Origin of the sequence: Rasiella rasia, assembly GCF_011044175.1 — a bacterium.
Lineage (GTDB): Bacteria > Bacteroidota > Bacteroidia > Flavobacteriales > Flavobacteriaceae > Marinirhabdus > Marinirhabdus rasia.
Genome location: NZ_CP049057.1, coordinates 1731912 through 1756154, shown reverse-complemented (window position 1 = coordinate 1756154; position 24243 = coordinate 1731912). Strand labels below are relative to the sequence as shown.

The window sequence follows — 24243 nt, the reverse complement described above, 5'->3', positions numbered from 1 at the left end:
CAGTTTAGTTAGAGCAGCCTATCTTTGCGGAAAATCTAGAAAATGAGCATGAAGAATTTTGTTGAAGAATTGCAATGGCGGGGCATGGTGCATGATGTAATGCCAGAAACTGAAGCACACCTCTTAGAGCAGATGCGAAGTGCCTACGTGGGTTTTGACCCTACGGCAAATAGTTTACATATTGGAAATTTGGTGCCTATTATGTTGCTTGCTTTTTTTCAACGAGCTGGACATAAACCAGTGGCCTTAGTAGGTGGGGCAACAGGAATGATTGGGGACCCTTCGGGGAAGTCGAGCGAGCGAAATCTTCTAGACGAGCCTACTTTACGGCACAATCAAGAATGTGTGCGTTTACAGTTATCGCAATTTTTAGACTTCACCTCTGGAGCGAAGAATGAAGCGGTTATGGTAAACAACTACGATTGGATGAAGGAGTTTTCTTTTCTTGGTTTTATTCGTGACGTTGGAAAGCATATTACTATTAATTATATGATGGCGAAAGATTCTGTAAAAAACAGAATCACAGGTGATGGAACAGATGGTATGAGCTTTACAGAATTTACATACCAACTTGTTCAAGGATACGACTTCTTGCATCTATACCAAAATCAGAATTGCACGTTGCAGATGGGCGGAAGCGATCAATGGGGAAACATTACTACAGGTACCGAACTAATACGTCGTATAGGTGGTGGTAAAGGCTTTGCACTTACGTGTCCCTTGATTACAAAAAGTGATGGAAGTAAGTTTGGAAAGAGTGAAGGCGGAAATATTTGGCTTAGTGCAGAACGTACTTCTCCGTACAAATTTTACCAGTATTGGTTAAATAGCAGCGACGAAGATGCCGAAAAATATATTAAGATTTTTACCTTTTTAGACAAAGAAACAATCTCAGAGTTAGCACTTAAACACAAAGAGGCTCCCCATTTGCGTTCGTTACAAAGACGTTTGGCAGAAGAGGTAACTAGAACTGTTCACGGACAAGAACAACTTGAAAATGCCGAGAAGGCCTCTGCTATTTTGTTTGGAAAGTCAACTTCAGCCGATTTAAAAACGCTTGATGAAAAGACCTTTTTAGATGTTTTTGATGGTGTGCCACAGGCAGAAATTTCGAGTGAAGAAATAAAAGACGGTGTTGATATTATTGCTGCTCTTGCCGAGAAAAGCGGTTTTCTTAAAAGTAATGGCGAAGCAAGACGTGCGCTAAAAGAAAATTCTATTTCAGTAAATAAAGAAAAAGTATCTGAAGGTTTTACTGTTACTTCAGAAGACTTAATAAACAATACATTTGTTCTTCTACAAAGAGGGAAGCGAAATTATTTTATCTTGGTTGTTAAGTGATAATTCCTAATTAAAATTGGTTACAGAGGCCATGTATTGAGTATGTCTGATACTCTCAAAGTGATAGCTTCAAGGCAAAGCAAAAAAGAAAGCCCTCTTCAGAATAAAGCTCTGTAGAGGGTTTTCAAACTAACCAACCAATTATGAAGTTTAATTCTTTTTCATCGCAATTTTCTCCCAGTTCGTGTCGGCTTTTTGTTGCAATACTTCAGGATTCTCTTCATTCCATTTTTCTAAAGTATCGGCAAATATTGTGTCGTAAAAGAGATAAAGTTTCCCATCTTTAATTTGAAAAGACTTTGGATTAATACCAACTTTTTTGCTAGATGTAGCTACGGCGTATGCGCAGTAACCACCGTATTGAGGGGTGAACTTGTTCGGATTTTCTAGAAAGGCGTTGAGATTTGTTTGAGTTGCAAATTTGTACTTTACCCCCTGATGGGTAGTGGTAAATTGCTTTTCTCCTTTTAAAGCCTCTGCATTAAAATAAGCAACTACGTCATATCCTTCTGCAGCATATCCTTTCTGCGTATTTACCTCTTGAGCTATTGCTATAACAGAGGCAAATAGTGCAATAATTAGAACAAGTTTTTTCATAACGATAGGTAGGTCGTATGAATAAAATGCAACTTACATAAACCTATAAAAAATTTGAAACTTCTGGATAAGGCACAAGAGCACTAATGAGTAATTCAATACTGTCTTTTGCAATTAAGGTAATGCTAATAAGTATGGCTACGACGAGGATGGCTACGGAAAGATTATGGTTTTTGATAGCTTTAAATTCGTTCACTCCACGCGTTAAAATAGAAAATAAGAGAAAGACGGCAGCGTTAATAAACAACGCAACTACAAATCCAATAAACAAATACAAACAAGAGTATTTCACCACAGTTATGGTATCTATGGCCTCGTTCTGGGTGGTAGCAATGCGAATAATGTTTGTTATTGAAGGGACAATTTCACTTAAAATGAGACCAATAGACATAATGATACCAGAAGTAAACACTGTAAAAGCCATGTTATCTCCTTGAACATCTTCGTTCTTAAAAAATAATTGCTTCAATAGTTTATAGGAGACAAAAATGATACCTACCGAGACTATCAAGGACAGTATGATTTCAATTAAAGCGAGGGTGAAGAGTTGTGAGTTCATATTTTTCTATTTACTGGTTAATACTACATTCCAGTGGGTTACATCGTTAAAACTGGCAGGAAGTTCTCCTGCTTTAAAATATTTTGCAGTGGTTTCCCAAAGCACATATCGTTTGCCATTATAGGCTTTATAGTCTCCAGCAGCGGGCAGGTTAATGCCCAGTATTGAATGACGGTAGAAGACGCTATTTAAAATTGCAACATCATACCCAAAATGTTTTAAAACAGAATAAATGAGCACGGTACGAGAGTCGCAGTCTCCCTTCAATGTCTGAAGAAAACTCAACGAATTTTGAACACCAAATTTTACGCCGCCTATACAACAGTCTGGACATTGTTCTAATGTTTTTCTAATGTTGTACTCGTAATTTTCTGGTGGTAGACAATCTTCTTCAAATACAAAAGAATAAGGAATATCCTGAATACAACTAACCACCATTTCGGCAAATTGCATTTGATTTAGATTGTTAGTAGTTTGTATTTCTGAAAATGCTGCTAAAACTAAATCGAGCTTTGGTGTGTCTTTTCGGTCTATATAATCGTATAGGTTACCCCAAAAGTTGACAGTAGATTTGGTAGTGTAGCTCTCTAGATGTTTGTATAGCTGAAGATAATCTTGCTCTCTAATTGTTAACGTTGTATTGTAGTTGTTTCCATAGTTATCGTTCCAGATTCGATTACTTTGGTATACCGAAATTGTATCTTCGTTTTCTACTAAAGAACCTAACACCATTTTTTCTGAGGTGTTAAAAGTATCGGTCTCAATAGCTGTCCAGTCTTTAGAGATTAGAAAATTGATGAGTTGAAATCCACCCACCATAAGCAAACATAAAATTATGGCAGTTGTGGTGTATGTCTTGCTGGGTTTTCCGAGTAATTTGTTTACCCCAATAACCGAAACCGTTAACGCAATGATACATGCGAACAAGGTTGCTAAGCCTATAATCTTTAGGAATCCGAAGCCAAGAGTTGTTACCACGATGACAAGAAATGTCCACAAGCACCCTTTGTTATTTGACTTTTGCATTACAACACCATTAAATTACAGCCGCGAATATCGCTATTGTCAAACCTTCCCATCACTTCAAATGTACCATTCTTGTGTACTTTTCCCAAATCTTGAGTAGCGATAAATGCGCACGAGTATACATTTGCAAGGTCTATGATATTAATGCCTCCTGTTGTTTCTGTTACGTAAGACAACGCATCTTCTGTGTCTCTAGTAAGAACCCGCATCCATGGTGGAGTTTTGTACATTCCATTGCCCGTAGAATATGCTTGTGATAAGAGTTCTGTCATACCATATTCACTGTGAATGGTAGTTACGCCAAAGCCTTTTTTTAAGATATTGTGTAGCTCAGGCTTTATCATTTCTTTACGTCTGCCTTTCATTCCACCAGTTTCCATAATGATGGTGTGTTTTAGCTGAAATGTCTGAAGGTCTATCAAGTCCAAAAGCGCATATGAAACTCCTAATAAGAGGGTCTTTTGTCCGCGCGATTCTAACAATTGTATTTTTTCTATAATTGCTGAAAGGTTATTTAAATAAAACCCGCTATGCTCGTTTTTACTTTCTAAAATTAAGCGGTTTGCCATGTATACCAATGACGAATTACCTTGCTCCAAATACGAGGGGAGTAGTGCAAGAATTGCATAGTCTTGAATGTTGCTATAAAATTTCTGAAAACCATTGAGAAAGCTAGTCTCATATACATTAAGATTAACAACATGGTGTTTACTGGTTGAACTACCTGTAGTACCGCTGCTTTGAAAGATCTTTTCAGAAGTGGTGTTTTGGGCACGTACCGTTTCAGACTTAAAAAACTGAATGGGTAAAAAAGGTATACTTTCGAGCGTAGTAACATTTTCAGATTTTATACCTAGCAAATCACAAAAGCGCCTATATACGGCAACTTCTTTATATTGAAAGTTGAAGGTTTCTAAAGCGGCGGCTTTAAATTCACTTTCCGAAGTAATACTAGTAAAATCTATTGGTAAACTCAAGGTTGTGTAATTGCATATCAAAAATAGGGAATAAAATGGGTTTAGATTACCAGTACAGAACCAATTTCAGCGTAGTTTTTGTAGCAGCTTAGGAAGGAAAAGGTCTTTGTTTAACGCAACGTAAAGAAAAAATAATTCTGAAGTTAACAATCGTAACATTTTTAAGCTGTTATAGGTTAGAGAAGGATTGATTTGTAAATATTTCATTAATTTTGAGTGATAGGGGTGTTACGTAAATGTTAAGAATGCCTGTGACATCATATTGTCCTACCCGATTTGTAGTATCTTTAACAGGTATATTAGTTTATTACTTATGAAAAAGAAAGACATACGTATTTTACTCGTTGATGATGAGCCAGATATCTTAGAGATTGTTGGGTATAATTTATCGTCTGAGGGGTATCAAATTAGCACCGCAGAAAATGGAATCGCGGCTTTAGAAAAGGCAAAAAAAGTAAAGCCACATTTAATTATTTTAGATGTAATGATGCCAGGTATGGATGGTATTGAAGCTTGTGAAAAGCTGAGAGGAATGCCCGATTTAAAGGATACCATAATTACTTTTTTTACGGCTCGAGGAGAAGATTATTCTCAAGTTGCAGGTTTTGAGGCAGGCGCAGACGATTATATTACCAAGCCTGTAAAGCCAAAAGTTTTGCTGAGTAAAGTTAAGGCGTTGTTACGTAGGTTTAAAGAATCTACCGATGTAGACAGCAAGATAAAACTTGGAAATCTCATAATAAATAGAGAAGAGTATAAAGTAGTTCTTGGAAAGGAAGAAATTATTTTGCCTAGAAAAGAATTTGAATTATTAGCTTTGTTAGCTTCAAAGCCTGGAAAAGTTTTTAAACGAGAAGATATTCTAGATCGCGTCTGGGGTAACGAAGTTGTTGTTGGTGGGCGCACAATAGATGTGCACATTAGAAAACTTCGCGAAAAACTAGGGGATGAAAAATTTAAAACTGTTAAAGGCGTGGGGTATAAATTTGTAACATAGTGCAGGGACCTTTCAGAAAAACATACAAGTTTGCAGCGTATACTTCTACACTTCTAACCCTATTTTTAACACTCTTAATGGGTGTTTTTTTTTATCTAGAAGGAATACTTAACTTTTGGCATCTATTTTTGTTTGCTGCAATCTGCTACGTACTTTCATTCTTTATCATACAATATCGGGTTCAAAAATTTATCTACAAACGAGTTGTAAAAATATACGAAGACGTACAGTTACTAGATGCTGCTACCTTTTCTCCAAAGCGTGTTACCACAGATATGGAGACGCTACGTAAAGAAGTAGAACGTTTCGCTGAAGACAAAAAACTTGAAATAGAATCACTTAAAATTCGAGAAAACTACCGAAGAGAATTTCTGGGAAATATTTCGCACGAGTTAAAAACACCATTGTTTATGGTGCAAGGCTATATTTTAACCCTTATAGATGGGGCTATGAAAGATAAGTCGGTTCGTAAAAAATATTTGCAACGAGCAAATAAGGGTGTAGAACGTCTTATTTATATTATTAAAGATTTAGACATGATTACCAAACTTGAGGTAGGCGATTTAAATCTTCAGAAAGAAGCTTTTGATATTATTGAACTTATTCAAAATGTTTTCGATTTGCTTGAAATGAAAGCTGCAAAGAGAAATATTGCACTTACATTCGATATGACTTACAATAATGATATCATGGTTTTGGGTGATAGAGAACGCTTGCAGCAAGTGTTAAGCAACCTATTGGTTAACTCTATAAAATACGGTGTTGAAGGTGGCACTACAGAAGTAAGTATTGAAGAATTTATCCATAATAAAGTGATTATTCGTATTACAGATAATGGCGAAGGTGTTTCAAATGATCATCTACCTAGGTTGTTTGAACGATTCTTTAGAGTAGATAAAAGTGGAAATAGAAAAGAAGGTGGTAGCGGGTTAGGGCTTTCAATAGTTAAACACATAGTAGAAGCGCACAACGAAAAAATTTATGTGGAAAGTCAATTAGGAATTGGTTCAGAATTCTCATTCACGCTCGAAAAGGCCAAATAAATGTCCATACTCTTCTTGCGAAACGAATTTTTTCAACCCAGTATATACTCCCACCTTCTGAAGCTTTAGTTCTGTAAATTTTTCTTGTTTACAGCTCGGCACCGAACCTTGTTCCTTTAATCTTTTAGCTAAATATTCTTGCTCATATTGCCCTGGGGTTGGGATAAAGAAGGCAGGTTTTTGCAACACTGCCAAATCCATTAGTGTGGTATAGCCAGAACGTGAAACAACAAGTTGACTCTGATTAATTAATTTTTCGAGTCCTTGGGTTTCGAGGTAGTTAAATATCGTGATATTTTGGTGTGTTCGTTTGCTTGGCTGATCTTCTATGACACCTTGTACCAATGCTACCTTCTTTTTAGAGTTCGTAAATACATTTATTAATTTCTCTTCCAGTATGCTGCGCTGTGGTTCGGGGCCAGAAATTAAACAAAGTACATCGTACATTATTGGTAAGGTTTGGGGTTTCATTCTGCTAAGGGGGCCAATATATTTTATTGGTAATGTAGTATGTGGCAAATGACCTAACTTACCACTTAAATTCATAGGGCCAGCAACATCGGGCACCCAACACTCTTGGTAGTTGGCAATAATATTTTGATGCATTTTACTGCTTACCATAGATGTGCTTCCGGACAATACATTAAGTTGATGCGTTATAAAAACAGAAGGAATTTTATTACTGTACACTCCTAGTCGATTGTCACTAATAATACCATCAATACGATGCTCGTTAACTAGTTTTTCAATCAGTTTTTTTTCTGCCTGCAACGTTTTTTTAATGTGAGGAAGTTTCCGAAGTAATTTCCACTTCAACCATTTCCCCTTTTTAGTGTAGGTAATATTGTATCCAGGAAGGGTAATACTCTCTAAATTAGGAAACTCCTTCTGTAAAAATAGCAGTGCCGCACCATCACTAGCCAATAGTACATGGTAGTTGTTTTTTAGCAAAGATCTTATTATTGGTATGCACCGGGTAGCATGACCTAATCCCCAATGCAATGGAGCCACTAAGATTGTTTTTTTGTTTTTCAGAGGTAAAAGGTGTTGTTTATAGTTTATCTATATAATTAACAAAAGTATATATAATAATGAGAGCTTATATTTCCTTAATTTTACCAAATTACTAAGCCATTACTTTAAAAACAACCTTGTGGGAAGCAAAAATAAACTGAAACGCTTTAGAGAAAACGAAACATTTGCCAATGTGGTGCAGCCCACACGTGAAGAAGTAACAGAAGCTGCCTTTGCACTAAAAGGAAATTGGAAGAGAGATTTCTTTAGAAATGAACAACCGCTTGTGTTAGAGCTAGGGTGTGGCAAGGGAGAATATTCTGTGAACTTGGCTCGCAAATATCCAGACAAAAATTTTTTAGGAATTGATATTAAAGGAGCTCGTTTTTGGAGAGGAGCCAAAACAGCGTTAGAAGAAAAATTAGACAACGTAGGGTTCTTGCGTACGCAAATAGAATTGGTAGATTATTTGTTTGCTGAAAATGAAGTGGATGAAATTTGGATAACATTTCCTGATCCGCAGATTAAATACAAGCGTACCAAACATCGCTTAACCAACCAAGAATTTCTTGAAAAATACAAACAGATTCTGCGTCCGAGTGGTTTAGTTCACTTAAAAACCGATAGCGAATTTATGCATGGGTATACGCTAGGACTTCTACACGGCTTAGACGAAACCATAGAATATGCGCATCACGACGTATATGGGAATCCGCATGCGCCCGAGGAAGTAACGTCTATTCAGACATTTTATGAAAATCAGTATCTGGAGGTCGATAAGAAGATTACCTATATTCGGTTTACATTTCGAACTGAATAATTTATGTATATTCACAAGACAAACTAACCTGAATGTCTGTATTGCTAAATTTTGTAATTGGCTTTTTTGCTGCTCTTATTGGTGTAATTCCGCCAGGGTTACTCAATTTATATGCTGCTAAAATTAGCATGAAAGAAGGCAGAAAACGCGGACTGATGTTTTCATTGGGTGTCTGTATCACCGTAATGTTACAGACCTATATCGCCCTTGTGTTTGCACGTATTTTAGATATGCATCCAGAATATGTAACTATCCTTCAGCAGGTGGGTCTTGGAATCTTTATTTGTCTCACTGTATATTTTTTCTTTATAGCTAAAGACACAAGACGTCAAATACCTGAGGGGATAGAACGGTCTAAAACAAATCGCTTTTTTTCAGGAATGTTGTTGGCGTTGTTAAACTTACTCCCGTTGCCGTATTGGCTGTACGTTAGCATTACGTTTGCTGGTTTTGGCTGGTTTAGTTTTAATCAGCTAGAGTTGCTGGCTACAGTGTTAGCTTCAGGAATAGGAACTTTTGCCATGTTGGCCATTTATGTATGGTTTTTTCGGAAAAAGGAGCAGCCTAAGAAAAAAGGAATTAATATGAATTATATCATTGGCGGTATAACGGCTATTATTTCTGTAATCACATTTTTTAAAATCTTCAATAGCTTTTAGATGGCAGAAAGCGGTTTTTTTGATAAGGTTTATCAGGTTGCATCATTAATTCCTTATGGAAGAGTGACGAGTTATGGCGCCATTGCAAAGTATTTAGGCGCAGCTGGAAGTGCGCGTATGGTAGGTTGGGCGATGAACGCCTCAGGAAAGCACCCAGACGTGCCCGCACACCGTGTTGTAAATAGAAAAGGATTACTCACTGGGAAACATCACTTTAGCGGTACCAACCTAATGCAGCAACTGCTAGAAAATGAAGGTATAGAAGTCATTGAAAACCAAATCCAAAACTTCGATTCGCTCTTCTGGGATCCTATGAAAGAACTGTCTGAATAAGTTCATTCTTGTTGGTTTATTACGCTAATTTTTTCACGAAAACTTACAGGTTAATTAAAGTTTGTTAGAATCCTTTTTACTTAGAATCATTTTAATGTATCTTTTTTCTAATCTGAGTCTTGCGCCGTATATTTGTAGTCTAGAATCAATCTTAATAATGAAGTTCAATAAACAAGATATTTTAAAGGCACTTGAAACTATTTCGCTGGCAGGTGAGGGAGCAAATATGGTAGAGAGTGGAGCTGTGCTTAATGTAATTACATTTGCAGATGAGGTAATCGTTGATATTAAAATGACGACCCCTGCTATGCATATCAAAAAGCGAGCAGAGAAAGATATAATTAAGACCATACAGGAGCGGGTTTCTAAAGATGCCCAAGTGAAAGTGAATATTAAAGTAGAGGCTCCTACAAAAGAAAATGCTAACCTTATTAAGGGAAAAGCAATTCCGGGGATAAAAAATATTGTTGCAGTGGCATCTGGTAAAGGTGGCGTTGGAAAGTCTACCGTAACTGCAAATTTAGCCGTAACGTTGGCCAAAATGGGATTTAAAGTTGGTGTTTTAGATGCAGATATCTACGGACCTTCAATTCCGTTGATGTTTGATGTTTTTAATGAACGCCCACTTTCTGTAAATGTAGACGGTAAAAGCAAAATGAAACCTGTAGAGAGCCATGGAGTAAAAGTGCTTTCTATTGGCTTCTTTACCAAGCCTAATCAGGCAGTAATCTGGCGAGGTCCTATGGCTGCCAAGGCATTAAATCAGCTTATTTTTGATGCGGCGTGGGGTGAATTAGATTTTATGTTATTAGACTTACCTCCGGGAACAGGAGATATTCATTTAAGCATCATGCAGTCGTTGCCTATTACTGGTGCAGTTGTGGTTAGTACACCGCAGACAGTTGCTTTGGCCGATGCCAGAAAAGGTGTAGCCATGTTTCAACAAGAGAATATTCAGGTGCCTGTGCTAGGAGTTATTGAAAACATGTCTTATTTCACGCCAGCCGAGTTACCCGATAATAAATATTATATCTTCGGAAATGGTGGCGCTAAAAATCTTGCGGAAGATTTAGAAATTCCGTTTTTAGGAGAAGTGCCATTGGTACAAAGTATTCGTGAAGCTGGAGATATTGGAAGACCAGCGGCTCTTCAAACTGCAACACCTATTGAAGCTGCATTTGAAGAAATCACCAAAAATGTTGTTTCAGAAACGGTAAAAAGAAACGATTCATTACCGCCTACAGAGGCAATAAAAATAACTACAATGGCCGGATGTAGTGCAGTAAAAAAATAACAATGGAAGGTAGTCTAAAACATAAAGTTGAAACAGCCCTAGAAGAAATTCGCCCTTTTCTACAAAGTGATGGGGGGGATATTTCCCTTATTTCAATAGAAGATAACACAATTGTTCATGTGCAATTGCAAGGGGCTTGTGTTGGGTGTTCTGTGAATCAGATGACGCTAAAGAGCGGTGTAGAAATGACCATCAAAAAGCATGCACCCGAAATTCAACAAGTGATTAATGTAGTAGCTTAATGTTCGTATGATAAAAACCGACATCCTAATTATTGGTGCGGGCCCCACAGGACTTTTTACTGTTTTTGAAGCAGGTCTGCTGAAACTTAAATGCCATCTCATTGACGCGCTCCCACAACCTGGTGGACAGTGTTCAGAAATCTACCCTAAAAAGCCAATTTATGATATTCCGGCATTTCCAGAAATCTTGGCTGGAGATCTTGTAGATAACCTCATGAAACAAATAGCGCCATTTCAACCTGGATTTACCTTAGGGGAAAGGGCAGAAACTATAGAAAAGCAAGATGATGGTAGTTTTATAGTGACCACCAACAAAGGAACACAGCACCACGCACCCATTGTTGCCATTGCAGGTGGTTTAGGTAGTTTTGAACCTAGAAAACCCCCTATCCCAAATTTAGCGAATTACGAAGATCATGGTGTGGCTTATATGATTCGCGATCCCGAGATGTACAGAAATAAACGTGTGGTTATTGCAGGGGGAGGCGACAGTGCTTTAGATTGGAGTATTTTCTTGGCATCTATAGCCGAAAGCGTTACACTGGTACACAGGCGAAATGAGTTTAGAGGTGCGTTAGACTCTGTAGAAAAAGTTCAAGAATTGAAAAATCAGGGAAAAATTGAACTCATTACCCCGGCCGAAGTTGTAGATGTGGTTGGCGATAGACAGGTAGCAGGTGTTTCTATTAAGCAAGGTGCTGAGGTTTTTAATAAGCCGTGTGATGCTTTTATTCCGTTGTTTGGTTTGGCTCCTAAACTAGGACCAATAGCAGATTGGGGATTAGAAATAGAGAAGAATGCTATTAAAGTAGACAACACGCTTGACTACCAAACAAACATACCGGGTATCTATGCCATTGGAGACGTAAATACCTATCCAGGAAAACTCAAATTAATTCTTTGCGGCTTCCATGAGGCTACCTTGATGTGCCAAAGTGCGTACCAACGTATCTTCCCAGACAAACGTTATGTAATGAAATATACTACAGTTGGCGGTGTAGATGGTTTTGATGGTAGTAGAAAAGAAGCGCCCAAAGCCGTGGTTAAAAAGATTGAGTAGCAAGTTGCTTTAGCGCAACCTGGTAATAGTACTGCGTTAGGGATTGAGCGGTATGTGTGAGCTCTTTTTTGGCACTGCTTGAAAGTGCTAGAAAAAGCGAGTAGCGAAAGCCCGACCTTTTGTGTTGGCGTATGTTTTAGGCAATTGTGGATAGGCGTTCAAGTAGCCAACAGAGAAGGTAACGCCCAAAAGTAGATAATGACAGATATTACTATTTATATCACAGACAGAGACGGAACCGAGCACGAAATAATTGCTCCTACCGATATGAATATGAACCTTATGGAGGTGATTAGGTCTTATGAGCTAGCCGAAGAAGGTACGATTGGCGTCTGTGGCGGTATGGCTATGTGTGCTTCTTGCCAATGCTACATTGAGAGTGATCACGAACTAGATGAGATGAGTGCCGATGAAGATTTAATGCTTGCTGAAGCATTTTACGTAGCAGAGAATAGCCGCTTAGGCTGCCAGATTTTTATTGCCGAAAATTTAAATGGGCTAAAGGTTAAGATGGCGCCTTACGACGATTAGTCTACTCCTTCTTTTACAAGATTAAATAACCTATCTACAAACAATGTGTAAGCAGTTGCCGAAGGATGCAATCCGTCTTTTGCAACTAGCTCTTGGTTGGCCAAGCCTGTACGAGTGATGTCTGTGATATCTTGAAATGCGACTCCTTTTTTTGTAGCGATTTCTTTTGCAAATGCATTGTATTGGTCTATCTCTTCTGAAATTTTCTTCGAATTGCTACTTTTTTGTCCGAATGGGGTAAACGCGTAATCGGGAATTGAAACAACAACAACGTTTTTTGGATTGCCTTGGGCGGCTTGTATTGCTATGTCTAATAACTTCGGAAATTCTCTTTCATACAACGAAAATGGCTTACCTTGATACTGGTTGTTTACGCCAATGAGTAAGGTAACAAGGTTGTAATTGTTTGAAAGATTTTGTTTTTTAATAGCACTGAGCAAGTCTGTAGTGGTCCAACCTGTTTTTGCAATAATTTTGTAGTTGGTAGTTTTATTAAAATGCCTTGCGATTGTGTCTTGTAATTGAAACGGAAAATTCTGTGTGGGTAAAACGCTTTCCCCAATAGTGTAGCTGTCACCTAACGCTAAATAGTTGAAGCTCATTTTGTTCTTAGTAGTGTCATTTTTTTCTACAGAATTAGAGCAAGAGAGAAACCCAACAACTATAAACAGGGGTAATATAAAGATGGTACGTAGTTCTTTCATGTATAAAAGTACGGAGGTTAGGAAGTTTCGGTTTTATAATCAATTAATTTTTGTGGTCCTTCCAGCAGTCTTCTAATTACTTTTAGGGTGCCGTCTTCGGTGGTGGCAATGTGCCATTTTATAAGTGAAATAGATCCGTTAACAATCTCTAGACCTGTAATGCTTCGTGGGTGAACGCAGCTTCCGTCATTAAAATAAGCAATATCTCCAGGTTCTGGAAATCTTGGGCGATGGGTATGTCCGGTAATGGTAAAGAGATTTTTGTTGTCTATAATCCATCGCTTGGTGCGACGTTCAACTTTAATTAATTCGCGGTAATTCTTTGCGGGGCTTGTTGGGTCGCCAATTCCAAAAATTTGAAGTTGCCGCCACAAGGCACGTACCATAAAACGATTTAGTTTCCACCCAACATAATTCATCCATTCTGCTTGGTGGCCGTGTACCATAAAAAGTTCTTGCTTGGTAGATTCGTGTTCAAAAATTAGTCCTTCGGTAAATGTAATTCCGGGAAAAAGGGGTTCATCTTTGCCGGTAATTTTATTAAAGTAACTGTATAAATTCTTTTCTACGTATCGTTGGCGTCTATATACCATGTCGTGATTACCCACAACGCGGTACAGTCTGTTGTCGTTAAAAAATAGTTTCAGTAAATCGAATACGTTTTTGTGCGCTTCTAGGATGTCTTTAAACTCAATGTTTTCCCAAAGTTCATCGCCATCGCCTAATTCGCAATAGCTAAATCCCTCGTTGTAATAGTGCTTTAACGCATGAAAGTAAATATTTCGATTGTTGGCAAAATCGTCTGCAAAACTATTATCTCCACGATGGCAATCGCTAAAAACAATAAATTTGGAGGAGTCGTTAAACGGAATGCGTTTAGCATTTTTGTAAGCGTTACTAAAACGAGTTCGAGAAGACATTCATTTTTTGTTTCCCTAAAGATACAATAAGCTAACAAAATATTTTATAGCTACTAAGAGCGTCTTGGCGTTATAGTTGGCTGATGTAAGTAGAGAAATTGTTGTAAGAAATACTACTGGTTTTCTAAGGGTTTACCATGTACAGGACAGTAGTTCCATCTTCCGGAATACAGCGTCTGGTTTACAGGGCATTTTTTTTCAACGATTACGGCATTTAAGGGTAATTCAATCTTTTGGTGAAAATCACCCAAGCTAAGGTGTAATGTATCCGTTCCAAAGAGATCAATAGGGATTACGGAGGTGTCTTTAGGGTTTTCAGCAACTACAAAATTGATATTCTCTCCCATGGGGCCTAATAAATTTCGCATGATAGGTTTCATGATGTCAAGTACCATTCTAAGGTTTGAGGGTACGTCATTTTCATCTAGAAAAGCCAAGTCTGTTTCTTTGTAAGTTACGCTAAACAAATCGACCGTAGCTTCTGAATCGGTAAAATTAACACCGCCAAAATCATTAATGTCACCTAGTACCACAGCAAAGATTTCGAATCCTTCTAAGAGATCAAGCAAATCGTCCATTTCATCTGAACTAGTGGTAGGATCTTCTGCATTTACTGCAATCCAGTATTCTCTAGGAATCCACCAAATCATTTCTAACTTATCTGGATCTTCGCTTACTAACTGCGTTTCGTCTAATAGTGCATCTGAAGAAATATCTTCTAGATTTTTAAATTGAGCGTGTGCTGACGTAGAGAGCAGCACCAATAGAATACATATTACTTTTGTCATCTTATTTGAATGCGTTAAGACCTGTTACATCAAGTCCTGTTATTAAGAGATGAATGTCGTGTGTCCCTTCATAGGTGATTACACTTTCTAAGTTCATCATATGGCGCATGATTGGGTATTCGCCGGTGATTCCCATTCCGCCAAGCATCTGTCTAGCTTCTCTAGCTATTTTAATGGCCATGTCTACGTTGTTTCGTTTTGCCATAGAAATTTGTGCAGATGTGGCTTTGTCGTCGTTTTTTAGCTGTCCTAATCGCAGTGCCAGTAATTGTGCTTTTGTGATTTCAGTAATCATTTCAGCTAATTTCTTTTGTTGTAGTTGGAATGCGCCAATTGGTTTTCCAAACTGTATGCGTTCTTTACTATAGCGTAAAGCTGTATCGTAGCAGTCCATGGCTGCCCCTATTGCGCCCCATGCAATACCGTAGCGCGCAGAATCTAAGCATCCTAGGGGAGCTCCTAGACCAGATTTGTTTGGTAATAAATTTTCCTTTGGAACTTTTACGTCTTGAAAGATAAGCTCTCCAGTAGCAGAAGCACGTAATGACCATTTGTTGTGTGTTTCTGGTGTACTAAAACCCTCCATGCCACGCTCTACAATAAGCCCGTGAATGCGTCCTTCTTCATTTTTAGCCCAAACAACAGCAACATCGCAGAAAGGCGAATTTGAAATCCATAATTTGGCACCGTTCAGTAAATAGTGGTCGCCTTTATCTTTATAGTTGGTTACCATTCCTGCCGGATTACTACCATGGTCTGGTTCTGTAAGTCCGAAAGATCCCATCCATTCTCCAGTTGCTAATTTTGGAAGGTATTTGTTACGTTGCGCTTCGTTTCCGTATTTCCAGATTGGGTACATTACTAGAGACGATTGTACCGAAGCTGTAGAACGAACCCCGCTATCACCGCGCTCAATTTCTTGCATGATTAAACCATAAGAAATCTGGTCTAAGCCCGCACCGCCATATTGTTCTGGAATGTATGGGCCAAAGGCACCAATTTCTGCAAGCCCAGGGATGATAGATTTCGGGAATTCTGCATTTTGTGCAGCTTCTTCAATAATAGGAGAAACATCGCGCTTTACCCATGCACGAGCGGCATCTCGAATAAGTTTGTGTTCTTCAGAAAGTAAGTCGTCTATATTGTAATAATCAGGAGCTTCGAATAAATCGGGTTTCATAATGGTTTATTTTGGATAACAAAAGTAGAAATAGCAATACAAGTATCCTACATTTTTAAATAAAAATCCTGTACTAGCGCTATGTATTCATTTGTGTACTGGTGACGCGATTTTTCAATAATAAGATTTTCAATGGTAGGCTGTTGTTTTTGGAAGGAAAAGGTAAGTAGGCTGCGTTTTACTTCGGAAATTGGAGTGCCTTGAACCCTGCAAATATGCTTCGGAAATAGGCTGTGTTTTTCGGCTAAGGCGATAAAGTTCTTTTCTTCTTTCTTCGGAAGGATTACTGAAAATGTTCCTGTTTCCGAAAGCAAATGTGAAGCGCACACCACGAGATGCTCAAACGGAAGGGTGTCGGTAAAACGTGCGGTATCCCGTGCTAAATTTTCAGATTTATAGTCTTCAGTATAGTATGGTGGATTGCTTACAATTAGGTCGTACGTTTCTTCTATTTCTGAGGCAAATTCTTGTACAGAGGCATGATAACAAAATAGACGATCTCCCCAAGGAGAATTCTCAAAGTTTTCTGTGCTTTGTTCGTAGGCGTCTTCGTCAATTTCTACGGCATCTATTGTTTCTGCATCGCAACGTTGCGCAAGTTGAAGGGCGATAACACCTGTTCCTGTGCCAAGGTCTAAAATACTGTTGGGTTTGTTTTGTAAAGAAACCCATGCACCTAACAATACGCCGTCGGTGCCAATTTTCATGGCGCAACGATCTTGTGCCACGGTAAATTGTTTAAATTGAAAGGGTTTTGAGGCCATTAGAGGTATAAGTCAATCAGGCCTTCGGGGGCATCAATAAACAGGGTGTTGGTTGTTCTGTCTACTTTCTGAATGATTTCGTCATTAATAGGGATAAGGATTTCTTTGTCTCGAAATTCAATTTCGAAAAGGTGTTGCGCCGTGCTGTCGTTTACCCCTGCAATGGTTCCAATGGCTCCATGCTGTGTGTCTTGAACACTAAAGCCAATAATTTCATGGTAGTAAAATTTATTGCCAGATAATTTTGGAAGCAGGTTAAGAGGTAGGTAAAGTTCTGTTCCCAGCATGGCATTTGCGTCTTCTTCATTGTCTACGTCATCAAATTTAACACGTAGTAAAGACGATTTGTGAAGAGAAAGTTTTTCAATAAAAAATGGAATCAAATTTTTGTGTTTTTCCACAAAAACCGATTCCATTTCTAAAAATTGTTCGGGATCGTCGGTATCTAATTTTACCAGTAACTCACCCTTAAAACTGTATTTTTTAACGATTTTGCCAACGAAGAAACAGTCCTTCTTTTGCATATCGTTTCAGTTTTATTCTTCTTCTTTAGCAGCTTCTGCTGTTGCAGGTGCCTCATCGGCTACTTGCTCAGTTGCTTCTACTTCTTCAGTCGCATCGGTACCTTCTGCAACTTCTGGAGTTACTTCTTCTTCCGCAACTTCCTCTACAGGAGCAGCTTCAGCAATACGTGCTTCATTTACGGCCTTTTCGGCAGCAAGTGCTTCAGCTTTAGCTTTTTCTTTTGCTTCAGAAAGTTTTCCTTTTTTGGCGTCAACAGCTTTTCCTTTGTCTTCTAACCAAGCATTAAACTTTTCTTCAGCTTGCTCTTCAGTAATTGCACCTTTTGCAACACCTCCAGCTAAATGTTTTTTAAGCATCACCCCTTTGTACGAAAGAATAGCTCTTGCCGTGTCGGTTGGTTGTGCTCCATTTTGTAACCACTGTACAGAACCATCGATATCTAATTCGATATGTGCAGGGTTAACGTTTGGATTGTAAACGCCTAATTTCTCTAGGTATTTACCATCTCTTTTTGCGCGGGCATCTGCCGCTACAATCCAGTAAAAAGGTTTCCCTTTTTTACCGTGTCTTTGTAATCTAATCTTTACAGGCATAAAATTAACTTTTGAGGTACACGACCTCGGTTCATAATTAAGGACGGCAAAGATACTATATTTTTGAAGTAAAAGTAGTTAGATAGAACTTTTCTTTTATATTTGTGATTTAACCTACAAATTTTCACCCCCATGAAAAAGTTTTTACTACTCTTATCGCTTGCATGTACATTTGTAGCCTGCGAAGATATACAAGATAATTCCCCAGCCTTTCAAGCAAATTTAGACGACGTTCTTTATAGAGCGTTAGATACAAGAACCACTGTGGCCGATGATGGTAGCACTGCAATTGTTGGTGCAACAACAGATCAAAATATAAGTCTTCTCCTTGCTGCACTGCAGACAGGAACATTTGAACTTAACATTGGAAACGGACACCAAGCTATCTATGAAGATGCCGAAGGGCAAATTTATTCTACAGAGAACGGTGGAAGTGGCGTAGTGAATATTACAAGTCGCGGTAGTAGTGGTGGAAATGATTTTTTATCTGGAAATTTCACTTTTACAGCTATTCTGCCAGGGATTGATACGGTAACGGTAAGTCGCGGATTGCTGTATCAAGTACCTGTAGTTTCTGGTGTCATAGAAGACCCTGAAGATCCATCTCTAGATGGTGCTTTTGTGGCAGAGATAGATGGAAATCTGTTTGACCCTTCTACCGTTGTTGCTGCTACAACAGATACCTCTATAACTATTAGTGGAGCTTTAGGCGACGATACCATACAGCTAATTATCCCGTTAACATCAGCGTCTGGAACACAAACGATTCCTGGTGAAGGCTTTAATGCGATATACTTTATTTCTGGAGCAGAAGAGCCAGCTGTTAGTGGAACCATTACAATATTTGAGCACGACATGACTGCTCAAAGCATTTCAGGAACGTTTAACTTTGCTACAGAAAATCATCAAATTTCCCTTGGTCAGTTTAATGTAGATTACTAAAAGCTACCATAAAACATATAAGAAAGGATCGCGTTGTCGATCCTTTTTTTTGTTTTCCTTCCAAAGTGCGTTAAAGGTTGTTAAAGCCCGTTAAGCTTGGGTTAATTGTTCGTTATTCAATTTAATATCTGGTATATTAAGGTATGTCGAAATAGAGAAAACCAAAGCGGCTCAATTCGATTTATTGTAAAAATGCTTTGCACATTAAAATGAAAGAGATTATGTATACTGAGAAGATGTCAAATAAATTAAACGAATTATTAACCAAAAACTATGATGCCGAAGCTGGATATAAAAAAGCTGCAGAAATTGTTGAGAATCCCCAATTAAAAAGATTCTTTGAAACACAGGCAGAACATAGGTACGATTTTGGTCACGAACTAAAAACCGAAATTAAAAATGTTGGTGGCACGCCAGAAAAGGGAACTAGTTTTACTGGAGATGCACATCGTACGTGGATGACCATTAAAGACACCTTTACGCCAAGTGACGAAGCTAGTATTTTGGAAGAAGTGCAGCGTGGCGAGAAAACTGCCTTAGAAGAATACAAAGAAGTTATGGCAGACACCACATTGCCGCCAACAACTTCAAGCGTTCTTACAAAACAGGTGTCTAACATAGAAAGTACGTTGCAAAACGTAAAAAACTTCGAGGCTGTTGTGGCGTAAGTCTAGTAATATAAATTGAAAAGGGATCGAACGTACATTCGGTCCTTTTTTTTTGTTATAAATTTTACTGAAAATGTGAACAACTCTTAACAACTCAGTCCGTTGCTTCGGGTGAGTTTTTTTATTTTTACTACTGAAATTTTCGCCGCCTGATTTTCTGTTTTACAATCAGAAAACTACAATTGTTAATCTGCAATCTTTTATGTATTTAATTTTCGATACCGAAACTACGGGATTACCCCGCAATTGGAATGCCCCGCTAAGCGATAGCGATAATTGGCCTCGCTGTATACAGATTGCATGGCAGTTGCATGACGCTATGGGGAATGTTCTTGAACATGAAGATTATTTAATTCAGCCAGAGGGGTTCAATATTCCGTTTGACGCAGAGAAAATTCATGGTATTTCTACCGAGCTTGCGCAACAGGAAGGAATTCCGTTGGCAGAAATGATGCAGAAATTTTCAGCAGTACTTCAAAAAACAAAATTTGTTGTAGGGCAAAATGTAGGTTTCGATCTCAATATCATGGGAGCAGAGTTTTTGCGATTAAATCAAGAAAATGTACTACCCAATTTTCCGGTGCTGGATACTTGTACAGAAACCACTGCGCAATTGTGTCAGATTCCGGGAGGACGCGGAGGTAAGTTTAAGTTGCCTACACTTTCAGAGCTGCATAATTTTCTATTCAACGCAAGTTTTGCTGAAGCGCACAATGCAACGGCAGATGTTGAGGCTACAACCCGCTGTTTCTTAGAGTTGGTACGACGCCAAATCTTTACCGCAGAAGAATTAGACGTTCAACCTGACTATTTCGAGAAATTTTCCGAAGAGAATCCGAAGGAAATTCAGCTTATCGGATTAGAACATATAAACCTGAAGAAAGCTTCTGAAGCCATTCGAAAAGAGTTGGAAGCAACAACCGAGACACGAGAAATTTCTTCAGAAGAATTGCAAGAAAATATTGAAGTCTTGCAAGATGCACCTTTTGCGCACCTGCATAACCATTCTCAGTTTTCGATTTTACAATCTACTGCCAGCACCCAAGATTTGGTAAACGCTGCCATTGCAGATAATCAACCTGCTGTTGCCATTACAGACACGGGGAATATGATGGGTGCTTTTCACTTTACACGAGCTGTAAATGGTCATAACGCTGCACTTCAAAAAAAATATGAAGAAGCGCTAAAGGCGTATGAGGAGTTTGATGATACCGCAACTCCAGATAGCAATCGGGAAGATGGTGTTGTTCCAGACAAGCCAGAACCGCCACAAGAATTAAAAGCCATTGTGGGATGTGAGTTCTTTGTTTGCGAAGATCACACCAACAAATCCCAAAAAGATAATGGCTACCAAATGGTGCTGCTAGCAAAAAATAAAAAGGGGTATCACAACCTAGCGAAAATGGCAAGCATTGCCTACACCAACGGATTTTACTATGTGCCTAGAATAGACCGCGAGGTCATAAAAAAATATAAGGAAGATATCATTGTTCTTTCTGGAAGTATGTATGGCGAGATTTCTAGCAAGATTTTAAACATTGGCGAAAATCAGGCAGAAGAAGCATTACTTTGGTGGAAAGAAGAGTTTGGACCCGATTTCTATCTTGAAATCATGCGGCACAATCAAGAAGATGAAAATAGGGTGAATGAAACGGTGGTTGCATTTAGCAAAAAGCATGAGGTGCCCCTTATAGCTGCAAACAATACCTATTATATTGATAAAGAAAACGCAAATGCGCACGACATTTTGCTGTGTGTAAAAGATGGTGAAAAACAGGCTACCCCTATAGGCCGCGGACGTGGATATCGTTACGGACTGCCAAATCAGGAGTATTATTTTAAGTCGCAAGAAGAGATGAAGGCATTGTTTAAAGATTTGCCTGAGGCCATTGCCAATATTTCTGAAGTGATTGCTAAGATAGAATCATACAGTCTGCAGCGAGATGTATTACTTCCTAAGTTTGACATTCCTGATCAATTTAAAGTTGCAGAAGACGAAACCGATGGTGGTAAACGAGGTGAAAATGCGTATTTAAAGCACCTTACGTTTGAAGGCGCTAAAAAGCGCTATGGAGAACTCACACCTGAAATTGAAGAGCGTATAAATTTTGAATTAGAAGTAATTGCGCATACCGGATATCCAGGATACTTCTTAATTACTGAAGACTTTATACGAGAAGCCCGAAATATGGATGTTTCTGTCGGGCCTGGTCGTGGTTCTGCCGCGGGAAGCGTGGTTGCCTATTGCCTCTGGATTACCAACATAGACCCTATTAAATACGATCTGCTTTTTGAGCGTTTTTTAAATCCGGATCGTGTGAGTATGCCCGATATTGATATCGATTTTGATGACGAAGGTAGAAGTAGGGTGATGGATTATGTAATTAATAAATACGGGAGTAACCAAGTAGCGCAGATTATTACCTACGGGACCATGGCAGCGAAAAGTTCTATACGCGATACGGCACGTGTTTTAGACTTGCCTTTAGGCGATGCCGATAGAATTGCAAAGCTTATCCCGAACATGACGAAGCTGAATAAAATCTTCGGAATGAGCGATCAAGAACTTCGGTCTAAGTTTAGAAGTGATGAATTGCCTAAAGTGAACGAATTACTGAACCTTTCCGAAGGAAGTGATTTAGAAGCCGAAACAGTAAATCAGGCAAAAATCTTAGAAGGCTCGGTGAGAAATACAGGAATTCATGCCTGTGGGGTGATTATTACACCAAGCGACATCACAGATTTTGTGCCTGTAGCTACAGCAAAAGACAGTGATTTATACGTCACCCAATTTGACAACTCTGTTGTAGAAAGTGCTGGCTTGCTGAAAATGGATTTCTTGGGGCTAAAGACCTTAACGCTAATTAAGGATACGGTGAAGCTTGTAAAACATAAGCACAATATAGACTTAGATCCAGATAATTTTCCGCTAGATGATGAAGCAACATACGAGCTTTTCCAGCGTGGTGAAACAGTAGGTATTTTTCAGTATGAATCTGCCGGGATGCAGAAGTATATGAAAGAGTTAAAACCTACGGTCTTTGCAGATTTAATTGCTATGAATGCGTTGTATCGCCCGGGGCCTCTAGAATATATTCCTAGCTTTATTCGAAGAAAGAACGGGGAGGAAGAAATTGAATACGATCTTCCAGCAATGGAAGAATACCTTCAGGAAACCTACGGAATTACAGTCTACCAAGAGCAAGTGATGTTACTGTCGCAGAAGTTAGCCGATTTCAGTAAGGGTGATGCCGATGTACTTCGAAAAGCGATGGGTAAAAAGCAAAAGGCTGTACTCGATAAAATGAAGCCGCGCTTTATTGAAAACGCAGCGAAAAAGGGCCACGATGCCGAAAAACTCGAAAAAATATGGAAAGACTGGGAGGCCTTTGCGAGTTATGCCTTTAACAAAAGTCACTCTACATGCTATGCCTGGATTGCCTACCAAACTGCTTATTTAAAAGCGCATTATCCAGCCGAATATATGGCAGCTGTGTTAAGTAATAACATGAGCGATATTAAGCAGGTAACATTCTTTATGGAAGAGTGTAAGCGTATGGGCTTAGAAGTTTTAGGTCCCGATGTTAATGAGTCTTTTTACAAGTTTACAGTGAATGATCGAGGCGCGGTTCGATTTGGAATGGGGGCTGTAAAGGGTGTTGGTAGTGGGGCAGTACAAACCATTGTTGAAAACCGAAAAGATGGTAAATACAAATCAATTTTTGATCTTGCCAAGCGTGTAGACCTTCGTAATGCTAACAAAAAGGCTTTTGAAAATTTAATTTTAGCTGGTGGATTCGATAGTTTCGACCAGCACCGTGCTCAGTACATGCACGACGATGGTGATGGCGTAAAGTTTTATGAAAAAGTAGTAAAGTTTGCGCAAAAATTTCAGGAGACACAAAATAGCAGTCAGGTGAGTTTGTTTGGGGATGCTAGTGAAGTACAAATTGCCGAACCCCAGGTGCCTCCTTGCGAAGAGTGGGGTACCATGCAGAAACTAAAACAAGAAAAGGAAGTGGTAGGGATTTACATTTCTGGCCATCCGCTAGACGATTTTAAGGTAGAGATGAAAAATTTCACCAATTGTAAGGTGTCTAACTTCTACAATCTAGAGAAATATGTGAACCGTGAATTGTGTTTTGGAGGTATTGTAAGTGATGTGCAGCACCGCGAAAGCAAGGCAGGAAAAGGGTGGGCAATATTTACCGTAGAAGACTATGAAGATAGTTATGAGTTTAAAATCTTTGGAGAGGAATACTTAAAGTGGCGCCATTTTTTAATACCCAATAGTTTTATTTATGCCCGTGTATTTGTAAAAGAGGGATGGACCAATCGCGATACGGGCAAAAAGGGCGACCCCCGATTGCAGTATACCTTTATGCAGATGTTGCACGATGTGATGGACAATCAGGCGAAAAAACTCACCATACAAATGCCTGTACAAGATTTAGAAAATGGTACCATAGACCGACTAAAAGAATTGTTTGGGCATCACAAAGGCGACCAACAGTTACATTTTACGATTTACGAAGTAGAAGAAAAAGTAAAATTAAGCATGCCCAGTCGTACCCATAAGATTAAGATCTGTAACGAACTGCTGGAAGAGCTTGCGATGGATGGAGTGAAGTATCGGTTGAATTAATTTTTCGAATTTAGCTCATAG

The 24243-nt window shown here is 38.7% G+C and carries 25 protein-coding genes; 13 read left to right on the top strand and 12 right to left on the bottom strand.

Features of this window, described 5'->3' with window-relative positions; translation table 11 throughout:
- The first annotated feature begins 42 nt into the window (after positions 1 to 42).
- Positions 43 to 1341, top strand: a complete 1299-nt coding sequence (gene tyrS, locus G5B37_RS07990; RefSeq protein ID WP_164679516.1) for a tyrosine--tRNA ligase — start codon at positions 43 to 45, stop codon at positions 1339 to 1341.
- Between the two features lie 150 nt (positions 1342 to 1491).
- On the opposite strand, the gene G5B37_RS07985 is transcribed toward tyrS, so the two are convergent.
- Genes G5B37_RS07985 through G5B37_RS07970 form a run of 4 tightly spaced genes read right to left on the bottom strand, consistent with a single transcriptional unit; the run spans position 1492 to position 4500 of the window.
- Positions 1492 to 1938: a YHS domain-containing (seleno)protein gene (locus G5B37_RS07985; RefSeq protein WP_164679515.1), complete on the bottom strand. Its 447-nt coding sequence runs from the start codon at positions 1936 to 1938 to the stop codon at positions 1492 to 1494.
- 43 nt (positions 1939 to 1981) lie between these two features.
- Positions 1982 to 2497 (bottom strand): DUF350 domain-containing protein, encoded by a 516-nt coding sequence (locus G5B37_RS07980; protein WP_164679514.1) that lies wholly within the window; start codon positions 2495 to 2497, stop codon positions 1982 to 1984.
- A gap of 6 nt (positions 2498 to 2503) precedes the next feature.
- Entirely contained in the window at positions 2504 to 3523 is a 1020-nt protein-coding gene (locus tag G5B37_RS07975; protein WP_164679513.1) for a hypothetical protein, read from the bottom strand.
- Positions 3523 to 4500 (bottom strand): LuxE/PaaK family acyltransferase, encoded by a 978-nt coding sequence (locus G5B37_RS07970; protein WP_263649769.1) that lies wholly within the window; start codon positions 4498 to 4500, stop codon positions 3523 to 3525. The genes G5B37_RS07975 and G5B37_RS07970 overlap by 1 nt, the downstream gene beginning before the upstream one ends.
- A 313-nt stretch (positions 4501 to 4813) precedes the next feature.
- Here G5B37_RS07970 and G5B37_RS07965 point away from each other — a divergent pair, with 313 nt between their 5' ends.
- Both G5B37_RS07965 and G5B37_RS07960 read left to right on the top strand, forming a co-directional pair.
- The gene (locus tag G5B37_RS07965; protein ID WP_164679512.1) at positions 4814 to 5497 is read left to right on the top strand and encodes a response regulator transcription factor; all 684 of its coding nucleotides are present in this window, start codon (positions 4814 to 4816) and stop codon (positions 5495 to 5497) included.
- Between the two features lie 77 nt (positions 5498 to 5574).
- On the top strand, positions 5575 to 6540 hold the full coding sequence (locus G5B37_RS07960; protein ID WP_404814774.1) for a sensor histidine kinase: 966 nt from the start codon (positions 5575 to 5577) through the stop codon (positions 6538 to 6540).
- On the opposite strand, the gene G5B37_RS07955 is transcribed toward G5B37_RS07960, so the two are convergent.
- Positions 6514 to 7491, bottom strand: a complete 978-nt coding sequence (locus G5B37_RS07955; protein WP_318527348.1) for a glycosyltransferase — start codon at positions 7489 to 7491, stop codon at positions 6514 to 6516. The two genes, G5B37_RS07960 and G5B37_RS07955, sit on opposite strands and share 27 nt — an antisense overlap.
- Positions 7492 to 7693: 202 nt before the next feature.
- Between G5B37_RS07955 and trmB the strand changes: the two genes are divergently transcribed.
- From trmB to G5B37_RS07920, 7 genes are all read left to right on the top strand, one after another.
- Positions 7694 to 8374: a tRNA (guanosine(46)-N7)-methyltransferase TrmB gene (trmB, locus tag G5B37_RS07950; RefSeq protein ID WP_164679510.1), complete on the top strand. Its 681-nt coding sequence runs from the start codon at positions 7694 to 7696 to the stop codon at positions 8372 to 8374.
- A 32-nt stretch (positions 8375 to 8406) separates the two neighbouring features.
- A complete protein-coding gene (locus G5B37_RS07945; RefSeq protein ID WP_164679509.1) occupies positions 8407 to 9033 on the top strand; it encodes a LysE family transporter in 627 nt (208 codons plus the stop codon).
- Positions 9034 to 9366, top strand: coding sequence for an MGMT family protein (locus G5B37_RS07940; protein WP_164679508.1), 333 nt, complete (start codon positions 9034 to 9036; stop codon positions 9364 to 9366).
- 157 nt (positions 9367 to 9523) lie between these two features.
- Complete coding sequence (locus G5B37_RS07935; protein ID WP_164679507.1) at positions 9524 to 10660, top strand: Mrp/NBP35 family ATP-binding protein; 1137 nt, start codon at positions 9524 to 9526, stop codon at positions 10658 to 10660.
- Between the two features lie 2 nt (positions 10661 to 10662).
- Positions 10663 to 10902: a NifU family protein gene (locus tag G5B37_RS07930; protein WP_164679506.1), complete on the top strand. Its 240-nt coding sequence runs from the start codon at positions 10663 to 10665 to the stop codon at positions 10900 to 10902.
- Between the two features lie 7 nt (positions 10903 to 10909).
- Complete coding sequence (locus tag G5B37_RS07925) at positions 10910 to 11962, top strand: NAD(P)/FAD-dependent oxidoreductase (protein ID WP_164679505.1); 1053 nt, start codon at positions 10910 to 10912, stop codon at positions 11960 to 11962.
- A 198-nt stretch (positions 11963 to 12160) separates the two neighbouring features.
- The gene (locus tag G5B37_RS07920; RefSeq protein WP_164679504.1) at positions 12161 to 12493 is read left to right on the top strand and encodes a 2Fe-2S iron-sulfur cluster-binding family protein; all 333 of its coding nucleotides are present in this window, start codon (positions 12161 to 12163) and stop codon (positions 12491 to 12493) included.
- Here the strand turns inward: G5B37_RS07920 and G5B37_RS07915 are convergent.
- From G5B37_RS07915 to G5B37_RS07885, 7 genes are all read right to left on the bottom strand, one after another.
- On the bottom strand, positions 12490 to 13197 hold the full coding sequence (locus G5B37_RS07915; protein ID WP_164679503.1) for an SGNH/GDSL hydrolase family protein: 708 nt from the start codon (positions 13195 to 13197) through the stop codon (positions 12490 to 12492). The genes G5B37_RS07920 and G5B37_RS07915 overlap by 4 nt on opposite strands.
- Before the next feature lie 17 nt (positions 13198 to 13214).
- Positions 13215 to 14117: a metallophosphoesterase family protein gene (locus G5B37_RS07910; protein ID WP_164679502.1), complete on the bottom strand. Its 903-nt coding sequence runs from the start codon at positions 14115 to 14117 to the stop codon at positions 13215 to 13217.
- 113 nt (positions 14118 to 14230) lie between these two features.
- On the bottom strand, positions 14231 to 14905 hold the full coding sequence (locus G5B37_RS07905) for a hypothetical protein (protein WP_164679501.1): 675 nt from the start codon (positions 14903 to 14905) through the stop codon (positions 14231 to 14233).
- Between the two features lies 1 nt (position 14906).
- On the bottom strand, positions 14907 to 16085 hold the full coding sequence (locus G5B37_RS07900; RefSeq protein WP_164679500.1) for an acyl-CoA dehydrogenase family protein: 1179 nt from the start codon (positions 16083 to 16085) through the stop codon (positions 14907 to 14909).
- Between the two features lie 47 nt (positions 16086 to 16132).
- Positions 16133 to 16849, bottom strand: a complete 717-nt coding sequence (locus tag G5B37_RS07895; protein ID WP_164679499.1) for a tRNA1(Val) (adenine(37)-N6)-methyltransferase — start codon at positions 16847 to 16849, stop codon at positions 16133 to 16135.
- Positions 16849 to 17373, bottom strand: a complete 525-nt coding sequence (gene rimM / locus G5B37_RS07890; RefSeq protein WP_164679498.1) for a ribosome maturation factor RimM — start codon at positions 17371 to 17373, stop codon at positions 16849 to 16851. The genes G5B37_RS07895 and rimM overlap by 1 nt, the downstream gene beginning before the upstream one ends.
- A 12-nt stretch (positions 17374 to 17385) precedes the next feature.
- A complete protein-coding gene (locus G5B37_RS07885; RefSeq protein ID WP_164679497.1) occupies positions 17386 to 17967 on the bottom strand; it encodes a 30S ribosomal protein S16 in 582 nt (193 codons plus the stop codon).
- 132 nt (positions 17968 to 18099) lie between these two features.
- Between G5B37_RS07885 and G5B37_RS07880 the strand changes: the two genes are divergently transcribed.
- The 3 genes from G5B37_RS07880 (at position 18100) to dnaE (ending at position 24222) form a co-directional block, all read left to right on the top strand.
- On the top strand, positions 18100 to 18909 hold the full coding sequence (locus tag G5B37_RS07880) for a DUF6252 family protein (RefSeq protein ID WP_164679496.1): 810 nt from the start codon (positions 18100 to 18102) through the stop codon (positions 18907 to 18909).
- 236 nt (positions 18910 to 19145) lie between these two features.
- Positions 19146 to 19577, top strand: coding sequence for a ferritin-like domain-containing protein (locus tag G5B37_RS07875; protein ID WP_263649768.1), 432 nt, complete (start codon positions 19146 to 19148; stop codon positions 19575 to 19577).
- 202 nt (positions 19578 to 19779) lie between these two features.
- Positions 19780 to 24222: a DNA polymerase III subunit alpha gene (gene dnaE / locus G5B37_RS07870; RefSeq protein WP_164679495.1), complete on the top strand. Its 4443-nt coding sequence runs from the start codon at positions 19780 to 19782 to the stop codon at positions 24220 to 24222.
- The last annotated feature ends 21 nt before the right edge of the window (positions 24223 to 24243 follow it).